The following is a 20,450-nucleotide window of genomic DNA, read 5'->3' on the forward strand; positions in this document are numbered from 1 at the left end:
CCGGGAGGGTGTGGGAGAGTAGGTCACCGCCGGACACACACCTGGTCGAGGCCCCAACCACACGGTTGGGGCCTCCCACATTTAAACCCACCAACCGGTCCGTGTGCCACCGGTAGAGTTGGGCACCATGGACAACCTCTTCAGCCACGCCCCCGGGGCCCAGGACGGTGACGGCCACGACGCCGGCGACGCGCTGGAACCCGTCGTGAACACACTGGTGATGCCTGGCACCGTGGCCCACGCTTTTGCAGGCTTTACCGATCACACCCACCTGTGGTGGCCCCTCCAGGACCATGGCGTCTATGGCCAAGGATCCTACGTGGAGTTCGAAGAGAACCTCATCCTGGAAACTGCGGACGACGGCCGTACCAGCATCTGGGGCACGATCGATGAATGGAACCCCCCATTTTCCTTCCACGCCACATGGCACCCGGGAAGCACTGCCCTCTGGTCCACCGAGCTGCTCGTGGCCTTCAGGCCCGTCGAAGACGGCACTGAAGTAAGGGTCTTCCATAACGGCTGGGAAGGCGCCGAAAACCCCGCGGCAACACGCGCGCACTATGCTGAGGCGTGGCCCGGCATCCTGGCCCGGTACGCGCGCTTTATGGGAGCGTAGTGGTGGCGTCCATCGTTGCCGAGCTGCGTGGCCTGCTCCGCTCCAACCAGCTGGAAGACTCCGAGGTGGAGCTTCGCCGCTATGCCGTGGACCAGGCTCCGGTCATAGATTTCCAACTACCCCTCGCGGTGGTCTTCCCGGAGTCTGTGGCTGACGTCCAAGCGGTGATTCGCGCTTGTTCCGCCGCCGGTGTGGCAGTGGTCCCTCGGGGCGCCGGCACGGGCGTCTCAGGTGGTGCGCACGCGGTGCGGAACTGCATCGTGATGTCCCTTGAACGCATGGACCGCATCCTGGACCTTAACCCTGACGACGAGACCGCCGTCGTCGAACCCGGCGTGGTGAACGCCGTGCTCAACGAGGCCGCCGCCGCCCACGGACTGATGTATGCCCCGGACCCGGCGAGCTTCCGGACCAGCACGATCGGGGGCAACGTGGCCACCAATGCCGGCGGACTGCGCTGCGCCAAGTACGGAGTGACCCGTGACTCGGTCCTGGCACTGGATGTGGTGCTGGCAGACGGGTCCCTCATCCATACCGGCCACCAGACCTTTAAGGGTGTGGCGGGCTACGACCTGACCGGAATGCTCGTGGGGTCCGAAGGCACGCTCGGGATTGTCGTCGGAATCACCGTGCGGCTGAAGTACCTGCCCCGCGAAGTCCACACGGTCGCAGCGTTCTATCCGGACTTCCGAATGGCCGCCGCCGGCGTGCTCGCGGTGGGCCGGGCCCGTGTCCAGCCGGCCATCATGGAACTGCTCGACGGCGGGACGCTGGAACAGCTGGATGACATCCACGGTTCTGACCTCAGCGCGCGAGGCCGCTCGCTGCTCCTGATCCAGACCGACGGTTTCGGCGCGGCTGCAGAGGCCGAAGAGGTCCGTGATGTTTTGCGGGCAGGCGGTGCCACCGTCACCACGGAGGCCAGCAGTGAAGCCGAACGGCTGGTCGAACTCCGGCGGCACAGCAGGGGCGTGGAGGTCGACGACCAATACCGGGTGGGGGAGGACGTGGCGGTTCCCCGCTCCCGGCTGGTGGACTACATCGCGGAGCTGGAGTCCATGGCTGCCAGGCACCGGGTCAACCTCAAAGTGGTGGCCCACGCCGGTGACGGCAACCTCCACCCCACCTTCTGGATCGAACGCACAGCGGACGCGGTGGAACAGGACGCCATGGCGGGCCTCCAGCGTGCCCTGGACGACTCGATCACCGTTGCCCTGGACATGGGCGGCACCATCACCGGTGAGCACGGGGTGGGGCAATACAAGCTGCGCTGGCTCGGCCAGGAGCAGCCGGAGCCGGTGCGCGCCCTGCAGCGCCGGATCAAGGAACTGTTTGATCCGGCGGGCATCCTGAATCCCGGAAAGGCGATCTAGGGCCTAGTCGTCCGCATCGGGGTACTCGTCGATCGATTCGTCGCCGCCGTAACGGGATTCCTCGGTCTCCACCTCGAGGATCTTGAGCAGCTCAGTGTCCGGGTTGAGCATGATGGCTGCTTCATCCCTGCGGTGGCGCAGGATGGAATCGATGTAGCTCTGCACGGCCTCGGCCAGCGGGATGTGTCGTTCCTGCTTCTCCGACATGTACCAGCGGTGCTCCAGGACCTCGTGGACGGCTTCTGCCGGTTCCAGCTTGCCGGAGAGGTCCCGCGGGATGGACCGGACGATCGGCTCGAAGATCTGGCTGACCCACAGGTGCGCGCTGTACTCCTCGTCCATGTCGGGGTAATTGTCCGCGCGGAAGGAGTCCATGTCGTTGAGCAGGCGGCGGGCCTGGTTCTCCTGGGCGTCCAGGCCGGTCAGGCGCAGCAGCCGGCGCTGGTGGTGCCCGGCGTCCACCACTTTCGGCTGCAGCTGGATGGTGGACCCGTTCTGCGTGGTCTTGATGGCGTATTCCTCGACGTCGAAGCCGAGCTCGTTGAGCCGCCGGATGCGGGCACCCACGCGCCAGCGTTCCCCGAGCTCGAACGATTCCTTCTCGGTGAGCTCGGCCCACAGCCGCCGGTAGCTGTCCATAATCAGTTCGCTGGTGGCCACGGGGTCCACCTTCTCCTCGATGAGGCCTCCGTCCAGGAGGTCCATCAGTTCGCCGGCGATGTTCACGCGGGCAATTTCCAGGTCGTATTCCCGCTGGCCGGTGGACAGGTCCGGATACAGCTCACCCGTCTCGGCATCCACCAGATAGGCGGCGAACGCGCCGGCGTCCCGGCGGAACAGCGTGTTGGACAGCGATACGTCGCCCCAGTAGAACCCGATGAGGTGCAGCCGGACCAGCAGCAGCGCCTGGGCGTCGATGAGGCGGGTCAGGGTGTCCTTTCGCAGCATCTGCGAAAACAGTGCCCGGTAAGGCATTGAGAACTTCAGGTGCCGGGTCACCAGGACGGGGTTCAGCGGCCGGCCGTCCACGGTGGTGCGGCCCGTAATGACGGCGACGGGTTCCACGCAGGGAACATCCAGCCGGGCCAGCTTCCGCAGCATGTGGTATTCGTGCCGGGCCACGTGCTCCGATGTTTCCTTGATGGCGATCACGGACCCGCCCAGGTGCGCGAAGCGCACGATGTGCCGGGAGATGCCGCGGGGGAGCGCCGCGAGGTACTCCGCGGGCCAGTCCTCGAGCGCGATGTGCCAGGGGAGATCCAGCAGTTCGGGATCGGCAGCGGCCGCGGTGATGTTCAGCGAGCTGGCGGCCGACGCGGCCTTGCCATCGTCCGCGCTGGCGGCGACGAACCGCGGCAGCTTGCCGATCTGCCCGTAGTCGGTGGGTTCATCGTGCCAGTTGGCGCTGTTTTCCTCGGTCATGCGTCAATTCTTCCGTACTTGGCGCCGGACGGCTAAATGCCGCGGTGGCTTCGGGTTAACGGCCGACGGCGGCCCGCACCATTGCGAAAGGGTGCGGGCCGCCGTCGGGTGCCGGTGGAGAGGATCAGTCGCCCAGGCGAAGTCCGGTCTTGGTGTCGAACAGGTGCACGTGGCCCGACTGCGGACGGACGTAGATGGACTCGCCCTTCATCGGGGGGCGGCGGCCGTCGACACGTGCCACGATGTCGTGGTCCTTGCCGTCCAGCGTGGTGTGGCCGTAGACGTAGGCGTCGGCGCCGAGTTCCTCGACAACGTCAACTTCGACCTTCAGGCCTTCACCCTGCGGTGCGGTTTCGAGGTCTTCGGGCCGGGTGCCCAAAGTGACCGTGCTGCCGTGCGCTTCTTCGAGGACGTTGCGTGGCACGGGGTAAACGGTGCCGCCGAACTGCACGCCTCCGTCGACCACGGGAAGTTCCAGCAGGTTCATGGCCGGGGAACCGATGAAGCCGGCAACGAAAACGTTCTTCGGGCGGTCGTAGAGGTTGCGCGGGGTGTCAACCTGCTGCAGCAGGCCGTCCTTCAGCACAGCCACGCGGTCGCCCATGGTCATGGCCTCGACCTGGTCGTGGGTCACGTAGACCGTGGTGACGCCGAGGCGGCGGGTGAGGGAGGCGATCTGCGTACGGGTCTGGACGCGAAGCTTGGCGTCCAGGTTGGACAGCGGCTCGTCCATGAGGAAGACCTGCGGGTTACGCACGATGGCGCGGCCCATCGCAACACGCTGGCGCTGGCCGCCGGAGAGCGCCTTCGGCTTGCGGTCCAGGTACTGCTCGAGGTCAAGGAGCTTGGCGGCTTCGCGGACGCGCTCGGCGCGCTCTTCCTTGGAAACGCCGGCGATCTTCAGGGCAAAACCCATGTTGTCGGCCACAGTCATGTGCGGGTACAACGCGTAGTTCTGGAAGACCATCGCGATGTCGCGGTCCTTCGGCGGAACGTCGGTAACGTCGCGGTCACCGATCAGGATCCGGCCGGCGTTGACGTCCTCAAGGCCCGCGAGCATGCGCAGGGAGGTGGACTTGCCGCAACCGGAGGGTCCAACGAGGACCAGGAATTCGCCATCGGCGATGTCGATGTTGAGCTTATCGACGGCGGGCTTATCTGTGCCCGGGTACAGACGCGTAGCGTTATCAAAAGTAACTGTAGCCACAGTTATCAATCCCTTCACCGGCAGGTACGTGCCGGACGATCCGTTGTGAATGGTTCATGTTTGTTCAGTTTTGTCATGCATGATGCCTGCCGGCCGGAGCCGGAGGCATCGAGTGACGCCGCACGGTTGTTGTGCGCCACATCACAACCAAGAGTATGTCAGCCAGTGACCTTATTGTCGAAAATGTTACGGGGGTCACACATGAGCTGAGCCGTTCCTTGGGGTTTCTAGCCGGACGCGGCCTGCGGATCCTCCTCCGCCACTGCCAGGCTGCGCTCTTGGAGGAGGGCCTCCAGGAGCTCGGAAACATGCTCCGGGGCTTCCACGCGGAACTCGGCACAGGTGAAGTCGGGGCCCACCTTTACGCCCACATCCCCCGGTTCGAGGCGGGCCAGCGCGTCCTCGTCGGTGGTGTCGTCGCCGGCGAAGAATACGGCGGTGGCGCCGCTGGCCTGCCGCAGGAAGGTGACGGCCTCGCCTTTGGAGGCGTTGACCACCGACGTCTCCAGGACGCGCTTGCCTTCCTTGAGGTATACGCCCTTGCGGTCCTGCAGCAGCGAGCGGGCGGCTGCCACGGCGTCCTCGGCCACGTCGTCGTCGGCAAGCCGGGTGTGCAGGACGACACCGGCGGGCTTGTCTTCGAGCAGCGTCCCCGGCGCTTCCGCCACGATCTCGGCCAAGGTTGAGCGGACCGCCGCCAGGCGGGCCTCTTGGTCCGCGTCCAGCGCGAGCGCGGCGGACCCCGGCCCCATCCACGCTTCAGCCCCGTGGCTGCCGATCAGCAGCGAATCAACCGGGGGCGACGCCACCGCGCGCAGGCTGGCGAGGGCGCGTCCGGAGATGAGCGCCGTCGTCGTACGTGGGAGGACGGCGAGGCCCGCGAATGCCGCGGCCGCGCGCGGAAGGGGGCGTGCATCGCCGGCCCTTCCCACGATGGGTGCCATGGTGCCGTCAAAGTCCATGGCCACCAGGAGCTGGTCGGTCTGCGCGATGCGGCGGATCGCGGCGCGCAGTTCGGGGGTCAGGCCCAGGGCCGGCCGGCGGGCCTCAGGAGTCATCGCGGACCACCTTCTCGTTGAGCGCGGTGAGGAAGTCGGCGGACCAGTGGTCCACATCGTGCTCCAGGATCTGCTTGCGCATGGCACGCATCCGGCGCGACGCATCCTTGGGGGAGAGCTCGACGGCCCGCATGATCGAGTCCTTAAGGCCGTCGATGTCGTGCGGGTTCATCAGCAGGGCCTGCTTGAGCTGGTCCGCGGCGCCGGCGAACTCGCTGAGGACGAGGGCGCCGTCGTTCTTGGTCCGCGCCGTGACATACTCCTTGGCCACCAGGTTCATGCCGTCGCGCAGCGCGGTGACCAGCATGACGTCCGCGGCCAGGTAAAGGGCCACCATCTCCTCCACGGGGTAGCTGTGGTGGAGGTACCGGACGGCGGTGTTTTCGAGGGTGTCGTAGGTGCCGTTGATGTGCCCCACCGTGCCCTCCACTTCCTCGCGCAGCAGCCGGTACTGTTCCACACGTTCACGGCTGGGGGAGGCCACCTGGATCAGGGTCGCGTCGCCCACCTTGAGCTTGCCGTCGGCCAGGAGCTCCTCGAAGGCTTTGAGCCGGTGCCGAATGCCCTTGGTGTAGTCCAACCGGTCCACGCCGAGCAGGATGGTTTTCGGGTTGCCGAGGTCCTGGCGGATCTGCCGGGCACGCTCCACGATGTCCGGGCGCTGGGCGAGCTCCGTGATCTGCTGGACGTCGATGGAGATGGGGAACGCCTGGGCGCGGGCGATGTGCGTGATGGCGCCGTCCTGGCCCTTGACGTGCACCTGCTGCTGCTTGACGCTGGCGCCCAGGAAACGGCGGGCGGAGCGCATGAAGTTCCCGGCATCGCTGCTGCGCTGGAAACCCACCAGATCGGCGCCGAGGAGGCCGTCGATGATCGCCTGCCGCCACGGCAGCTGCGCAAAAATCTCCGGCGGCGGGAACGGAATGTGGTTGAAGAACCCGATCCGGAGGTCGGGCCGCGCTTCGCGCAGCATCCGCGGGACCAGCTGGAGCTGGTAGTCCTGGACCCATACGGTGGCGCCTTCGTCGGCATGGCGTACGACGGCGTCGGCGAACCTGCGGTTGACCTTGCGGTAGGCGTCCCACCAGGTCCGGTGGAATTCCGGCGGAGCGATGACGTCATGGTAGAGCGGCCACAGGGTGGCGTTCGAGAAGCCCTCGTAGTAGAGCTCGACGTCATCGGTGCTCAGCTGGACGGGCACCAGGTCCATTCCGCCGTGGCTGAAAGGCCTGACGGTTTCGTCGGGGGCGCCGTGCCACCCCACCCAAGCGCCGTCCGTCTTGGTCATCATGGGCGCCAGGGCGGTGACGAGTCCGCCGGGGGAGCGGCGCCAGCCGGAGCCGTCGTCGCCGCCTTCTCCCGGTGCGCAGCGGTCAACGGGCAGCCTGTTCGAGACCACCATGAAGTCGTATTTGGTGTGTGCGCCGGGTCGTGCCGCGGCGGCAGCCGGCACCGCCTTGCCGGCGGGTTTTTCCTGGACGGGTGATTGCATTGCGGCCCCCTGGGGTTGCTTGTGCCTCTCAGCCCACCCTAACGGGACGGAATGATCGGTGCTATTCGTCCGTTAGTCAATGGGCGGGATGCTTGAAGGCCCAAGCTTCCGGCTTTGTCCCCTAAACTGGGCGGGTTGCCACTTAGTGGTCCCCCCACGTCGACCGACCCAAGGAACACATGAGCCCTGCAAACGAAAACCGTAAGTCCAAGGCTGAACGGACCGCCGAGGCGCGCGAGAAAGCCCGCCAGATCCGGGAAGCGCAGCTTAAGAAGGACAAGCGAAACAAGCAGCTGATCGGCTGGGGCATCGTCGTGGCCGTGGTGGCCATCCTGGCGGTCGTTGCGCTGGTGGTTACCAGCAACATCCGGAACAACGCTCCGGTGGCGGACCAGGGACCGGTCCCCGCCAATGCCAACGTCAACGGCGGCGTAACATTGCTGGCCAACACCGAGGTGGCACCCACCGAAGCGGGCACCGTGGACGCGGCGAGCGTCCCCGAGCCCCCGCAGACTCCGCCGGCACAGATCGCCGCTCCCGGCGCCGAGGCCGAGGCCGGCAAGCCGGTGAAGGTGGTCATCTACATCGACTTCATCTGCCCCGTCTGCAAGAACTTTGAAGAGCAGTTCAACGAACAGCTGACCTCCCTCCGCAACGAGGGCAAGATCAGCGTCGAATACCGCCCCCTGGGCTTCCTGGACAACCGCTCGAGCACCAACTACTCCTCGCGTGCCGCCAATGCCGCCGCCTGCGTGGTGAACGAGTCGCCGGAAAAGTACGCGGACTTCGTCAACGCCCTGTTCGCCGACCAGCCTGCCGAAGGCACCGCGGGCATTTCCGACGACGACCTGAAGAAGATGGCCACTGACGTGGGAGCTGCCAGCATCGATTCCTGCGTGGAAGACAAGACATACCGTCCGTACGTGAAGTACTCCACGAAGCTCGCCTCGTCCATCGGCGTCACCGGCACGCCTACTGTCCTGGTGGACGGCAAGCAGTGGGGCAAGGGTGACAGCGCCCAGACGCCGTTCCCCGAATTCCTGCAGGCCGCCATCGACGCGAAGGCATAGGGACCGCCCGCACCGGTTTCAGCAACAAGGGCCGGCCCCGGATTCGTTTCCGGGGCCGGCCCTGCTGTTTTTACCCGTGGGCGGACGTGGGCTAACCTTATCTAGCGCCCGTCGGGCGCAGGCCCGGCGTCCCGGGCACGCCTCCTTAGCTCAGTTGGCCAGAGCACCGCTCTTGTAAAGCGGGGGTCGTCGGTTCGAATCCGACAGGGGGCTCCAATAAGAACCGCGCCGTTACTGGGACCTAGCCCGGTAGCGGCGCGCTTTTGTCTTGCCCGGAAGTCCCGCATCCCCTCCAAACCCCCCGCGTTGGGCCAGATTTCGGCCGCGTGCTGGTTCAATGAATCCATGGTCTTTGTTCCCTTTGATGCCACGGAAGACGAGATAGTTGCCCTCTCTGTTATTCGCGAGGCATTACCCCCGGAGATGGAGGCACCTCTTCGAAGCTGGATAGGGGGCCGCTTGCGTCGCCAATCAAGTGTCTACACAGGCACTGATTACGCCAATCTGTCGCTAGTTCACAACGTGCAAACTGCACTTCGAATCAATCTCGGGGCGCCAGCCGACGGTCTTATGGAGCTGGATCGCGCCATCGGTGCGATCTACGCGAAGGGCGTTCCGGTCATTATGCGGGTGGCAGACTTCCTGCTCAGTTGCACTAACCCAAGCCATGAGCCGGAGGTGATTGCCGCTCTCGCACGCACACTGGACTGGTCCCACTGTAAGTACAAGGTGGACATGTCGGGTCCGACAGCAAGATTGTCAGCTCGGCTGCCAGAAGGTGTGCAGGAGGTAGCCCAGGCCGCCATCGACAGTTCCCAAGACGCTGGACCCTTGCTTTTCAAAGCGTGGCAATACGCCTTCGGACTGACACCCCAGCCAGCGGAGGCGATGGACTTCGCTGTTAAGGCAGTCGAACTCGTCGTGACCCCGGTTGTCTGCCCCAACCACCCGAAGCCCTCCCTCGGCAATGCCGTTGCTTACGTCCGCGATCAGGGTAACTGGACGCACAACCTTCGTGTGGATAGTGATAAGGCTCCCCCCAACACAACGATCCATCACATGCTGCAAACGCTTTGGTCTGGTCAGCACTACCGGCATGTAGATCAGAACGCTGTTCCACCCACGCTGGAACAGGCACAGGCCCACGTTCAACTGGCGGCTCTCTTGGTGGGATGGTTCTCTTGTGGAGTTGTCACACGGGATTCGTAGGCTGCGGGACGGTGTGGGGAAGTCGTCTAGCTCAGGTATTTTCGCAACTAGAAAACACGGGAATGCCGCTATTCCTCGCATTGCATTTTGTTGCAGGTTTTCGCTCATGAAAGGTCTCCTGATACGCTCAGCCCAAAACTGACTTCAGGAGATTGAGTGCATTACGTAATTCGTGACTTCAATGGTGCCGCTGAGTATTTTTCCGAAGTTGGCGAGAGTCGGTGGGCTGAAATATCAAGCGTGCTTACCTCGCTAAGGCCCCAACTACAGCCAAGCGACCAGGCGGGCATTGTTGGTAGGCCGATCTTCGATCCGAAGGCAACGAACGCGGCGCTCACCGCCAAAGCCGCAGAGCTTGGATGGACCAATGTCATTGTTCCGCCGGAGCTGCAACCATTCGGTAAGGACTGGGACGCCGGCAAGGGGGTTGTTCTGGCCGAGTGGCAGTTCAGCAACTACCCGTTCCTGTGGAACAACATCATCAGGAGCGAAGCCGTATTTCACTCGCGTGGCATTTTAACGCCGCTGAATGGACCCGTGGAAGCTCTGGTAATTGTGACTAAGACGGGCTCCCTCCCTGCCTCGAACAGCACTTTGTACTTCGAACAGGCGGAGGCGCAGATTAATACGGTGACAACTCTAGGAGTTTTCGGTATTCCCATTCGACTCGTAGGTCTCGGTATCGAGCCGGACGTAAGTGTGCTTGACTGCGATTGGAATCTATACAGCGGCCGATATTCTCGCGTCCCCGACACGGCCCAACGTACGTTCGATATTGCGTGGGGCCGCGCCGGTCAGTACGGGAACTTGGCAGCTCGGTTCTCCTAGACCGCCTCGGTCTCGAAGAGAGTTGGGACTTCGTCTAGTTCTTTGGCTCTGTACCTTTCGATGTCCGGAAGCCCCTCGCTGATGGAACGGAGCCGATCCCCGAAAGCGCCCTCTTCAAGCCTGAGCCGGTCTTCCAATTCCTGGAGATGATGCAGTTCGGAAAAGCGTCGAGATTTCGCCCGTCCCGAGGCCACCTTTGCTGTCTGAGCGTCGAACCTGTACTTTGCTGGGTCCTCCGAATGAGTTTCGCAGTAGTCCCTTAGCGTCTTCAGATTTGGGAAATAGCCGTTCTCGTCAGGGGTGCCAGCGATCCGCCTCAGGGCCACTGCATGGTAGGACGGGTCGATCTCCGCTCCAATGTAGCGCCGGTCCAGGTCACGGCTGGTGACGGCGACGGTGCCGGTTCCCATATAGGGGTCTAACACCACGCCGCCAGCATTGGTTGTTGCAAGCACGATACGTGCAATCATGTCTTCTGGAAAAGCGGCGGGATGAATCGTTTGCTCTTCATGATTGTGTTTAACATTCTGGAAGATCCAGACATCACCTGGATTTTTCCCGAGAGGATTGCATGTCAACTCGCCTTTGTTTTCTCCGCGCCAGGATTTCTTGTTCTGGTACTTCTGTGGCACGCGTATCGCGTCCAGGTTGAATATGTAATCGTCACTTTTGGTGAACCACAAGATAGTTTCATACCTAGCCGAGAACTTGTTTCTCGCATGGAGCCCATGCTGCCTGACCCAAATCATGCGGTTGCGGGGCACTAGTCCGAGGTCCTCGAGTATCGGAAAGAAACGTACATCGAGCGGTATCAGTGAGCCGTTAGCCGAGTACGAACCCACCTGCCAGAAGAGGGACCCAGAGCTCTTCAACACACGGGCGCACTCAGCCAGGACGGCCGTCTGTTCCTCGAGGTATATCTTCAGTGCTCGACGGACTTCGTACTCTTTGCCGATGTTGTAAGGGGGAGATGTGACGATGCAATCAACAGAGTTGTCTGGCACGGTCCTAAGCCATTCAAGGCAATCTCCGAGATGGATGGTATCGAGGGAAATTTGAGTGGGCGATGACATGCGTTTCCTTCTGGTTGCTTATGGATTTAAGGGTAGGCCATGGGTACGACGACGGCGGACGCGGCGCTGTGTATGTGGAAAACGCCGGAAACCATCAAGCCACCCCGGTGGCTTGGCGCGCCGCTGTAGTGATCCTGGCCCGCAGTTCGGAGTAGTCCTTCTTGTATAGATGGGCGTAAACGCCGTCCGTAACCGTGATGGAGCCATGCCCCATCAGCCGGGACAGCTCGAACATGGACAACCCGTAACCAGCCATAAGCGACGCGAACGTGTGCCGTAGCTCGTGGAACTTTAGGGTGGGCATCCGCAGCGCTTTGGCGGCCGGTTTGAACGAGTACCGGTAGAAGCCTTTCGGGTCGCAGGCGCGGTCGCAGATCATCGAGCTGGATTCCCTGGGACTCCAAAATGCCGTGTCGATCCGGCCATCAAGCTCCTCTACGGAGAGCCGAAACTTGACCGCGCTCAGGCTGCTTACATGGCTGCGCTCAAACAGATATCCCACCACGACGCCGCTAATGCGATCACTGACGCGGGAACTGCCTTGCAGGAGACATTCAAGGCGCTGGGCATCCCGGGGAAGGTATTAGGCGACCAGATCAAAGCAGTCCGGTCCAGCGGTCAGCTGGCTGGTCGGGACGCGCCGATGCTTGAGTCCGTGGTCAAGGCTATGGAGGGGGTAGCCTCCGAACGCAATCAGAATGGCGATGGACACAACGTTACGGACGCCAGCTTGGACGATGCCTGGCTCATCGTCCATGTCGTCGGTGTCCTGATCGTACGGCTGGCGGGCACTCCTCGCTCCTGAGCCCTCCGAATCCCCTCCGACGCTGCTACGCGAAGGGGTTCTAAGAGCTATGAAGTCATAGGAACCAGCACCTCTCCATCGGTCAATATCTCATCTAATATGGGGCGAAAACGTCGCATCGCGTAGGGGTGCGTACGGCAAGGTGACCCCTCGGCCTAGATGTACTGAGTCAAGACGTTGGTTACATCGTGAATAGGTGAAGACCTCTTAGGTTGGTGGCTACCACACACAGCCAACGACTAAGAGGCCTTCATGTCCCACCGTAATGCCCGCCTGACTCCGATCGGTAGACGGATCATCATCGAGCGCGTTCTGGCGGGCCGTCCGGTGGCTTATGTGGCCAAGGAAATGGGCATCTCGAGGACCTGCGCGCACCGCTGGCTCAACCGGTACCGGGCACACAGTTGGGACGGTCTTCACGATCGCAGCTCCAGGCCGAAGTCATGTCCGCACGCCACCCCGGCCAAAGTGGTTGCCGAGGTCCTGGCCCGCGTGTGGAGCACCGCGATGGGCCAGCCAATCTAGCCATACGTTGCGGCACCAGCGCCAGGACGGTCTCCCGGATTTTGGCCCGGGCCGGGATGCCCCGGCTGTGGGACCTGGACCCGATGACCGGGGCCCGGATCCGCGCTTCCCGAGCCACGGACCGCCGCTACGAGCGTGACGCTCCCGGAGACATTATCCACATTGACGTCAAAAAGCTCGGACGGATCCCCGATGGTGGCGGCTGGCGGGCTGACCCGAAGCAATCCGCCCGCAACCATGCCGCCGGCCATAAGAGGATGGGTTTCGACTATGTCCACGTGGCCGTGGACGACCATTCGCGTTTGGCCTATGCCGAGGTGCTGCCTGACGAGAAAGGCCCGACCTGCACCGGGTTCCTCATCCGTGCCGCAGCTGCAATGGCCGCCAATGGAGCGCCCGTCCGGCGGGTCATGACCGATAACGCATTCGCCTACCGGCTCTCCCGTGACTTCCAGGACGCCCTGGCCGAGCTGGGCGCACAACACATCCTGATCAAACCCCGCCACCCTTGGCAGAACGGCAAAGCCGAACGCTTCAACCGGACCCTGCAAGAAGGCTGGGCCTACCGGAAACCCTTCATGTCCAACCAAGCCCGCACCGACGCTCTACAGCCATGGCTAGACTTCTACAACAACCACCGGCCCCACGGCAGCCTCGGAGGCAAGCCACCCATCAGCAGGGCAACCAACCTACTGACTGAGTACACCTAGGGCTTGTAAAGCGGGGGTCGTCGGTTCGAATCCGACAGGGGGCTCCAATAAGCCAGCTCAGATTCCCTTGCCCGGGTTCAGGATCCCGTCCGGATCCAGCGCGTTCTTGATGGTCCGCTGCACGTCCAGCGAAACCTCGCCCAGCTCCGGCAGTAGCCAGTCCCGCTTCAGGATTCCAACCCCGTGCTCCCCGGTCAGCGTGCCGCCCAGCCGCTTGGCCAGGTGGAACATTTCGCCCAGGGCCTGCTTGGCCGGGCCCTCGGTGACGGAGTCCTCCGGGTCCAGGACCAGCATGGGGTGCAGGTTGCCGTCCGAAGCGTGCACCACGGAGAAGATCCGCACGCCCGTGGCAGCGGAGATCTCGTCCAGCCCCACGGCCACGTCCGCGAGCTTCGACCGGGGAACGCCGATGTCCCCGATGGATACCCGGCCCAACTTCTCCAGCGAGGGGATGGCCTCGCGCCGGGCGGTGATGAGTTCGTTGGCGTGTTCGGCGTCAGTTGCCTTCTCAAAGGAAGAGGCATATGGCCGGATTGCCTCGATCAGGACGTCCTGTTCCAGGTAGGCGCCGTAGCCGTCCGTCTGGGCCAGCATGAAGGCCCCGCCCTTGGGCCGGTAATCCGTCCCCATTGCCATGTCGATGGCCTCAAGGGTCTGGCCGTCGATCAGTTCGAGCAGGGAGGGCTGGACGCGGGCCGCAATGACGGCGGAGGCGGCTGCGGCTGCGGTGGCGAAATCGGGGAAGAAGGCGGCAACGGTGGCCGTCGCCACGGGCATGGGCCGCAGCCGGAGCGTCGCTTCGACCACGACGCCGAGGGTCCCTTCCGAACCGGTGATGAGGGCATTGAGGTCGTAGCCGGTGACGCCCTTAATGGTCTCGCGGCCGGTCCGCAGGACCCGGCCGTCCGCCAGCACCACCTGCAGGGCGAGCACCGCCTCGCGGGTCACCCCGTACTTGGCGCACCGCATGCCGCCGGCGTTGGTGGCCACGTTGCCGCCGATCGAGCAGATGGCGGTGCTGGCAGGGTCCGGCGCATAGAACAGCCCGTGCTCGGCGGCAGCGGCGTTCAGGTCTGCATTGAGCACGCCGGGCTGGACCACGGCGAGCTGCTCCAGCGGATCGATCCGCAGGATGCGGTCCATCCGGGAGACGTCGAGGACGACTTCGCCTGATTTGGCCGCCGCGCCGGCTGCAAGGCCGGTTCCCGCGCCCCGGGGAACCAGCGGAGCACGGTGGGCGGCCGCCAGCTTAACTGCGGCAACGACGTCGTCCGCTGACTCCGCGAAAACCACGCCGTCGGGAAGCGACGGCGATACGTACCCTGAGCGGTCCGTGCTCGCCGCGAGGCGGTCCTGCTCCGTCACGGAGGCGCCGCGGGCGCCCTCCAGGACTGCCGCCGTCGGGCGGGTTGAAACTGACGTATCCACGAAACCCCTTTGTTCTGCCTTGGATCAACCGGAAGTATTATTCCGTAGAACGAAAACTTACTTCTGCTAGTTGGATAACTCTAGAATCTGCGCAGCGGGAGGGCAATGGTCTGACCGTCCGGAGGAGTCATCATTTTCGCACTCCGCATGTGCGGTATCTTGGGACTCTGAGCGCTACTCTTTTCACGATGCGGATAAGAGTTGTCGGATTCTGAACCACAGGAGATTTGCCCCATGGCCGGTAAAGCAAGCGGAGGCGTGCAGTCCGTTGAGCGCGCGTTTGAGCTGTTGGAACTCATTACCAACGCCGGCGGGGACGTTACGCTGAGCGAACTGTCCGCCTCGACCGATCTTCCGTTGCCGACCATTCACCGGCTGCTGCGCACCCTCGTCACCCTTGGTTACGTCCGCCAGCTGCCCAACCGCCGCTATGCCCTGGGGCCGGGCCTGATCCGGCTGGGCGAGGGCGCCAACAAACAGCTTGGAGCTGTTGCCCGGCCGCAGCTGAAGTCCCTGGTTGACCAGCTGGGCGAGACCGCCAACATGGCGGTGTTCGATTCGGACATGGTGGTTTACGTTGCACAGGTCCCCTCCCTGCATTCGATGCGGATGTTCACGGAGGTTGGCCGGCGTGCCCACGCCCACGACACTGGAGTGGGGAAGGCCATCCTCGCCCAGCTGGATGACGACAAGGTTCGCGGCATCGTGGCCCGGGCCGGCATGCCCACGCCCACTGCCAAAAGCATCGGGGATGTGGACGCGCTCCTGAAGGAGCTCGACCGGATCCGCAAGCGCGGCTACGCCATCGACGAGGAGGAACAGGAACTGGGTGTGCGTTGCTTTGCCATGGCCGTGCCTGATGCCCCTACCCCGTCCGCCATCTCCGTGTCCGGCCCGGTGTCCCGCGTGGACCGCTCCTTTGGCGACCGGGCCATCCCGGTGCTGCGCGAAGCGGTCCACGCGATTTCCGCCGAACTCAACCGCAAATAGCCGCGTGTCAGGCGGGCTGGGCCGTCAGTCCGGCTGACGCGATCGCCTTCAGGGCGGCGGTCTCGTCGTTGTCCGAGGTGTCTCCGGTGATGCCTACGGCACCCAGCAGGCCGCCGTCGCCGTCGCGCACCAGGACGCCGCCGGGGACCGGAATCAGGCGGCCGCCGAGCGATGCCGCCGCAGCGGAGATGAAGTATGCCTGCTGCTCGGCGCGCTCCATGAGCGCGCGCGAGCCGACCCCCATCGCCAGCGCACCGTAGGCCTTGCCATGGGCGATGTCGAAGCGGTTGTTCGACGCGCCGTCCTGCCGGGCGGCGGCTATGACGTGCCCGCCGGCGTCAAGCACGACGACGGTCAGCGGCTTGAAGCCTTCCTGCTGTCCCGTCTCCAGCGCCTTGGTGATGATCGCCTGCGCGGTTTCGAGTCCGAAGTTCATGATGCGCTCCTTGCAAGGTTGCCTGCGTGCTTCTGCGCCGCGCGCCGGCGGTGCAGGATGGGTTCGGTGTAGCCGGACGGCTGTGCGGCGCCCTCGAGCACCAGTTCCCGTGCAGCCAGGAAGGCCTCACCGTCGAACGCCGGCGCCATGGGCAGGTAATCAGGGTCGGAGGCGTTCTGCCCGTCAACCACGACTGCCATCCGGCGGAGGGTTTCCTCCACTTCGTCGGTGCTGACGATGCCGTGGTGCAGCCAGTTGGCCACATGCTGCGAGCTGATCCGGCAGGTGGCGCGGTCCTCCATGAGGGCAACGCCGTGGATGTCGGGGACCTTGGAGCATCCGACGCCGGCGTTCACCCAGCGGACCACGTAGCCCAGGATGCTTTGGATATTGTTGTCCAGCTCGCTGCGGCGGGCTTCGGCATCCCAGTCGGAGGGGTTCCCCACCGGGATGGTGAGCAGGTCGCGCAGGGTTGACCTGCGCTTTCCACCGAGCTCCGCCTGCCGGGCGTCCACGTCCACCTGGTGGTAGTGGAGAGCGTGGAGGGTGGCGGCGGTGGGGGAGGGAACCCAGGCGCAGTTGGCTCCGGACAGGGGGTGTCCCCCCTTCTGGGCCAGCATTTCCGCCATGTTGTCCGGTGCAGCCCACATGCCCTTGCCCACCTGGGCCCGGCCGCGGAAGCCGCTGGCCAGTCCGATGTCCACGTTGGCATCCTCGTAGGCCTTGATCCAGCTGGAGTTACGCATGTCCGCCTTGCGGACCATGGGGCCGGCAGCCATCGAGGTGTGGATTTCATCCCCGGTGCGGTCCAGGAAGCCGGTGTTGATGAACACCACGCGCTCGCGGGCCTCATAGATGCAGGCTTTGAGGTTGGCTGACGTGCGGCGCTCTTCGTCCATGATGCCGATCTTGAGGGTCAGCGGGTCCAGGCCAAGCACGCCCTCGGCGCCGGCAAGCAGGGCGCAGGCGACTGCCACTTCCTCCGGGCCGTGCATTTTCGGTTTGACGATGTAGACGGATCCGGCGCGGGAGTTCCTGCCGGCAGCCGGGCCGCGCAGGTCGTGCACCGAACCGAGGCCGGTGAACAGCGCGTCCAGGATTTCCTCCGGTACGGGGTTTCCGGCCTGGTCCAGGACGGCGTCGCTGGTCATCAGGTGGCCCACCTGCCGGATGAGGAGCAGCGAACGGCCGGGGAGGACCAGTTCGGAGCCGTCCGGTGCCGTGAAGGTCCGGTCGTCGTTGAGGCGGCGAGTGAAGGAGTTCCCGCCCTTGCTGACCTCGGCGGTCAGCGTGCCCTGCATCAGCTGCAGCCAGTTGCGGTAGCCGTCCACCTTGTCCGCTGCGTCCACGGCGGCCACCGAGTCCTCCAGGTCCATGATGGTGGTGAGGGCGGACTCCAGGACAATGTCCTTGACGCCGGCCGGATCGGTGGCTCCGATGGCGTGGCCCGGGTCGATCTGGATCTCGGCGTGCAGGCCGTGGTGGACCAGAAGCACTGCCTCGGGGGACTGCGCTGCGCCACGGTACCCTCGCAGCTGCCCGGGATTGGCCAGCGCCGTGGGGCCTGCGGGGGTTTCGGCCACGAGGGTAGACCCTTCGATGCGGTAGGCCGTAACGTCATTGTGCGAGCCGGATGCGAGGGGGGCGTGCTCGTCGAGGAACTGCCGGCCACGGGCCACCACGGCGGCGCCCCGCGCGGGGTTATAGGCCCGGCCGCGCTCCCGCCCGTCGGACTCGTCGATGGCGTCGGTGCCATACAGCGCGTCATACAGCGAACCCCAACGGGCATTGGCGGCATTGACGGCAAAGCGGGCGTTGAGCAGCGGAACCACCAGCTGCGGGCCGGAGATCGTGGCAATTTCCGGGTCCACCCGGCCGGTGGCGATGGTGAAGTCCGCGGGTTCGTCCACCAGGTACCCGATGGAGCGGAGGAATTCTTCGTAGGAGTCCGGATCGCCCGGCCCGTTGGCGCGGTGGAACTCGTCGATCTGCTCCTGCAGCCGGTCGCGGGTGGCGAGGAGCCCGCGAACCTTCGGCGAGAATTCGCCGATCAGGGCAGCCGCTCCGCTCCAGAAGTGTTCTTCTTCCAACCCGGTCCCGGGCAGGGCCTCGTCCCGCACGAATGCGTACAGCTCTTCGGCGACGCCCAGGCCGTGGGTTTCCACTCGGTTCGTCATTGTTCGCTTCCGTTCCAAACTATTCCGCAAAGCGGAAACAATATTTCAATATACGCAAGGTAGCGGCCTTCGCGGTGAGGTGTCAATGCCGGTCCACTCCGGGTGCGCGCCGCCAAGAGCCTGCTCTCCAGCCATTGACGCCCGGGAATGTGGCTCCTAGACTCGACCCAGATTTCTGGAAAGCATTTTCCACATTATGAAATGGTCAGAGAGGACCACCCGTGGACAACCTATTCATGCTTTGCCTGCTGGCACTTGCGCCCATCCTTATCGTCGGTGTCCTGCTGGCCGGATTCCGATGGCCGGCCAAATATGCGATGCCCGTGGGCTACCTGCTCGTGGTGCTGGTGGCCCTGCTCGTCTGGCGGATGGACTTCAGCAGTGTCCTGGCAGCGTCACTGGAGGGCCTCATCACCGCCGGCACGCTCCTGTACATCGTGTTCGGCGCGCTCCTGCTGCTTTCCACGCTGACGGTGGGGGGTGCCATGGCGAGCATCCGGGCCGGCTTCAACAACATTTCCGCTGACCGCCGGGTCCAGGCCATCATCATCGGCTGGCTGTTCGGCTCCTTTATTGAGGGGGCTTCCGGGTTCGGCACCCCAGCCGCCGTGGTGGCCCCCCTGCTGCTGGCGATGGGCTTCCCGGCCATGGCCGCGGTTATGGTGGGACTGATCATCCAGAGCACGCCGGTGAGTTTCGGTGCCGTGGGAACGCCCATCCTGGTCGGCGTGGGCAAGGGGCTTGGCGGCGACCCGGCCGTCACGGAGCGGATTTCGGTGCTTGGCCTGACCATGCCGGAGTTCGTCGCATCGATCGGTTTCCAGGTCGCTGCGATCCATGCCATCGTCGGCCTGCTCATTCCGCTGATCCTGGTCTGCATGCTGACGGGGTTCTTCGGCCCTGACCGCCGCTTCCGCGACGGCCTGGCCGTGTGGCCGTTCGCCTTGTATTCCTCGCTGGCCATGACCGTCCCGTATGTGCTGGTGGCCCGGTTCCTGGGCCCGGAATTCCCTTCCCTCTTCGGCGGCCTGATCGGTCTGGTGCTGGTCATGTACACCTCCAGCAAGGGCTTCCTAATGCCCAAGGACTCCTTCCAGTTCGGGCCCCGGGCCACCTGGGCGGAGCGCTGGATGGGTTCCATCGAGCCGGAGGCCGCCACGGAAATCTCGTCCCGCATGAGCCTGGTGCGCGCCTGGTCGCCGTACATCCTGATGGCGGTGCTGCTGGTGGCAACGCGTGTTATCCCCCCGCTGAAGGCCTACCTTTCCGGCCTCGCCATCCCGTTCCAGAACATCCTGGGCACTGGAATCAGTACCTCTGTCCAGCCGTTCTACTCCCCGGCCTTCCTGATGATCATTGCCGCGGTGTTCGCGTACCTGCTGCACCGGATGAACCGCGGGCAGGTCCTCCGCACCCTGAAGATCTCCGGACGCCAGCTGGGCGGAACAGCCGTGGCGCTGCTCTTCGCGGTCCCGCTGGTGCGGGTCCTCATCAACTCGGGACCGGACTTCAACGCCTCCGGGCTCTCCAGTATGCCGGTTACCCTGGCCGAGGGTACGGCAGCCGTCGCGGGGGACTCGTGGCCGTTGATCGCTCCGTGGATCGGCGCCCTGGGCGCCTTCGTGGCCGGATCCAATACGGTGTCCAACCTGACGTTTGCCCAGTTCCAGTTCTCCACCGGAGCCGAGATCGGCGTGCCGCCTGAGGGAATCGTGGCTGCGCAGGCTGTAGGCGGCGCCGGCGGCAACCCGATTGCCATCCACAACATCGTCGCCGCAGCGGCAACCGTGGGACTGCTGGGCCGCGAAGGCGACCTGTTGCGGAAGACCATCATCGTGACCACGTATTACTGCCTTGCGGCGGGCGCGGTCGCGTTCATCTTCATCCACGGCTTCGGGTTCAACCTGGGGACCGTGCAGCTGGTGCTCCTGGTGGCGGCATTGGCGCTGGTGGCACGGTGGATGCTGAGGAGGCAGCCGGCCATGGCCCGGGAGCTGGTCGAGGACAGCCGCCGGCCCTAGGAACGGGCAC

17 protein-coding genes, 1 tRNA gene and 1 pseudogene are annotated in these 20,450 nt (G+C 64.4%); 10 read left to right on the forward strand and 9 right to left on the reverse strand.

From position 1 onward, the window contains the following. Positions 1 to 127 precede the first annotated feature (127 nt). Together ACFWIX_RS04585 and ACFWIX_RS04590 are read left to right on the forward strand one after the other, a co-directional pair. Positions 128 to 616, forward strand: coding sequence for a hypothetical protein (locus ACFWIX_RS04585; protein WP_377214935.1), 489 nt, complete (start codon positions 128 to 130; stop codon positions 614 to 616). A 2-nt stretch (positions 617 to 618) separates the two neighbouring features. Then, positions 619 to 1,989: an FAD-binding oxidoreductase gene (locus ACFWIX_RS04590; RefSeq protein WP_377214936.1), complete on the forward strand. Its 1,371-nt coding sequence runs from the start codon at positions 619 to 621 to the stop codon at positions 1,987 to 1,989. Between the two features lie 3 nt (positions 1,990 to 1,992). Here ACFWIX_RS04590 and ACFWIX_RS04595 read toward each other — a convergent pair whose 3' ends face one another. From ACFWIX_RS04595 to ACFWIX_RS04610, 4 genes are all read right to left on the reverse strand, one after another. Then, complete coding sequence (locus ACFWIX_RS04595; protein ID WP_377214937.1) at positions 1,993 to 3,411, reverse strand: DUF4032 domain-containing protein; 1,419 nt, start codon at positions 3,409 to 3,411, stop codon at positions 1,993 to 1,995. 124 nt (positions 3,412 to 3,535) lie between these two features. Further along, a complete protein-coding gene (locus ACFWIX_RS04600) occupies positions 3,536 to 4,618 on the reverse strand; it encodes an ABC transporter ATP-binding protein (RefSeq protein ID WP_377214938.1) in 1,083 nt (360 codons plus the stop codon). Between the two features lie 227 nt (positions 4,619 to 4,845). After that, positions 4,846 to 5,676, reverse strand: coding sequence for a trehalose-phosphatase (gene otsB, locus ACFWIX_RS04605; RefSeq protein WP_377214939.1), 831 nt, complete (start codon positions 5,674 to 5,676; stop codon positions 4,846 to 4,848). Further along, entirely contained in the window at positions 5,666 to 7,168 is a 1,503-nt protein-coding gene (locus tag ACFWIX_RS04610; protein ID WP_377214940.1) for a trehalose-6-phosphate synthase, read from the reverse strand. Before ACFWIX_RS04610 ends, otsB begins: the two co-directional genes overlap by 11 nt. 179 nt (positions 7,169 to 7,347) lie before the next feature. Between ACFWIX_RS04610 and ACFWIX_RS04615 the strand changes: the two genes are divergently transcribed. From ACFWIX_RS04615 to ACFWIX_RS04630, 4 genes are all read left to right on the forward strand, one after another. Continuing rightward, complete coding sequence (locus ACFWIX_RS04615) at positions 7,348 to 8,238, forward strand: DsbA family protein (protein ID WP_377214941.1); 891 nt, start codon at positions 7,348 to 7,350, stop codon at positions 8,236 to 8,238. 139 nt (positions 8,239 to 8,377) lie between these two features. Beyond that, a tRNA-Thr gene (locus tag ACFWIX_RS04620) sits at positions 8,378 to 8,454 on the forward strand. Between the two features lie 129 nt (positions 8,455 to 8,583). Continuing rightward, complete coding sequence (locus tag ACFWIX_RS04625; RefSeq protein WP_377214942.1) at positions 8,584 to 9,447, forward strand: hypothetical protein; 864 nt, start codon at positions 8,584 to 8,586, stop codon at positions 9,445 to 9,447. Between the two features lie 156 nt (positions 9,448 to 9,603). After that, the gene (locus ACFWIX_RS04630; protein WP_377214943.1) at positions 9,604 to 10,275 is read left to right on the forward strand and encodes a hypothetical protein; all 672 of its coding nucleotides are present in this window, start codon (positions 9,604 to 9,606) and stop codon (positions 10,273 to 10,275) included. On the opposite strand, the gene ACFWIX_RS04635 is transcribed toward ACFWIX_RS04630, so the two are convergent. Together ACFWIX_RS04635 and ACFWIX_RS04640 are read right to left on the reverse strand one after the other, a co-directional pair. Then, a complete protein-coding gene (locus ACFWIX_RS04635) occupies positions 10,272 to 11,348 on the reverse strand; it encodes a DNA-methyltransferase (protein WP_377214944.1) in 1,077 nt (358 codons plus the stop codon). The two genes, ACFWIX_RS04630 and ACFWIX_RS04635, sit on opposite strands and share 4 nt — an antisense overlap. A 94-nt stretch (positions 11,349 to 11,442) precedes the next feature. Beyond that, complete coding sequence (locus ACFWIX_RS04640; RefSeq protein WP_377214945.1) at positions 11,443 to 11,850, reverse strand: tyrosine-type recombinase/integrase; 408 nt, start codon at positions 11,848 to 11,850, stop codon at positions 11,443 to 11,445. Positions 11,851 to 11,889: 39 nt separating this feature from the next. On the opposite strand from ACFWIX_RS04640, the gene ACFWIX_RS04645 reads away from it, so the two are divergent. Further along, a complete protein-coding gene (locus ACFWIX_RS04645; protein ID WP_377214946.1) occupies positions 11,890 to 12,153 on the forward strand; it encodes a hypothetical protein in 264 nt (87 codons plus the stop codon). Positions 12,154 to 12,405: 252 nt separating this feature from the next. Continuing rightward, positions 12,406 to 13,374, forward strand: a pseudogene (locus ACFWIX_RS04650) (IS481 family transposase). A gap of 71 nt (positions 13,375 to 13,445) precedes the next feature. Here the strand turns inward: ACFWIX_RS04650 and ACFWIX_RS04655 are convergent. Next, positions 13,446 to 14,816, reverse strand: a complete 1,371-nt coding sequence (locus tag ACFWIX_RS04655) for an FAD-binding oxidoreductase (RefSeq protein ID WP_377214947.1) — start codon at positions 14,814 to 14,816, stop codon at positions 13,446 to 13,448. 234 nt (positions 14,817 to 15,050) lie between these two features. On the opposite strand from ACFWIX_RS04655, the gene ACFWIX_RS04660 reads away from it, so the two are divergent. After that, the gene (locus tag ACFWIX_RS04660; protein ID WP_377214948.1) at positions 15,051 to 15,806 is read left to right on the forward strand and encodes an IclR family transcriptional regulator; all 756 of its coding nucleotides are present in this window, start codon (positions 15,051 to 15,053) and stop codon (positions 15,804 to 15,806) included. Between the two features lie 7 nt (positions 15,807 to 15,813). Here the strand turns inward: ACFWIX_RS04660 and ACFWIX_RS04665 are convergent, their stop codons facing one another. Then, positions 15,814 to 16,242: a heme-binding protein gene (locus ACFWIX_RS04665; protein ID WP_377214949.1), complete on the reverse strand. Its 429-nt coding sequence runs from the start codon at positions 16,240 to 16,242 to the stop codon at positions 15,814 to 15,816. Then, positions 16,239 to 18,419: a malate synthase G gene (locus tag ACFWIX_RS04670; RefSeq protein WP_377214950.1), complete on the reverse strand. Its 2,181-nt coding sequence runs from the start codon at positions 18,417 to 18,419 to the stop codon at positions 16,239 to 16,241. Before ACFWIX_RS04670 ends, ACFWIX_RS04665 begins: the two co-directional genes overlap by 4 nt. 221 nt (positions 18,420 to 18,640) lie before the next feature. On the opposite strand from ACFWIX_RS04670, the gene ACFWIX_RS04675 reads away from it, so the two are divergent. Then, positions 18,641 to 20,440 (forward strand): L-lactate permease, encoded by a 1,800-nt coding sequence (locus ACFWIX_RS04675; protein WP_377214951.1) that lies wholly within the window; start codon positions 18,641 to 18,643, stop codon positions 20,438 to 20,440. Positions 20,441 to 20,450 lie beyond the last annotated feature (10 nt).

This window comes from Pseudarthrobacter sp. NPDC058362 (genome assembly GCF_042723515.1).
Classification (GTDB): Bacteria; Actinomycetota; Actinomycetes; order Actinomycetales; family Micrococcaceae; genus Arthrobacter.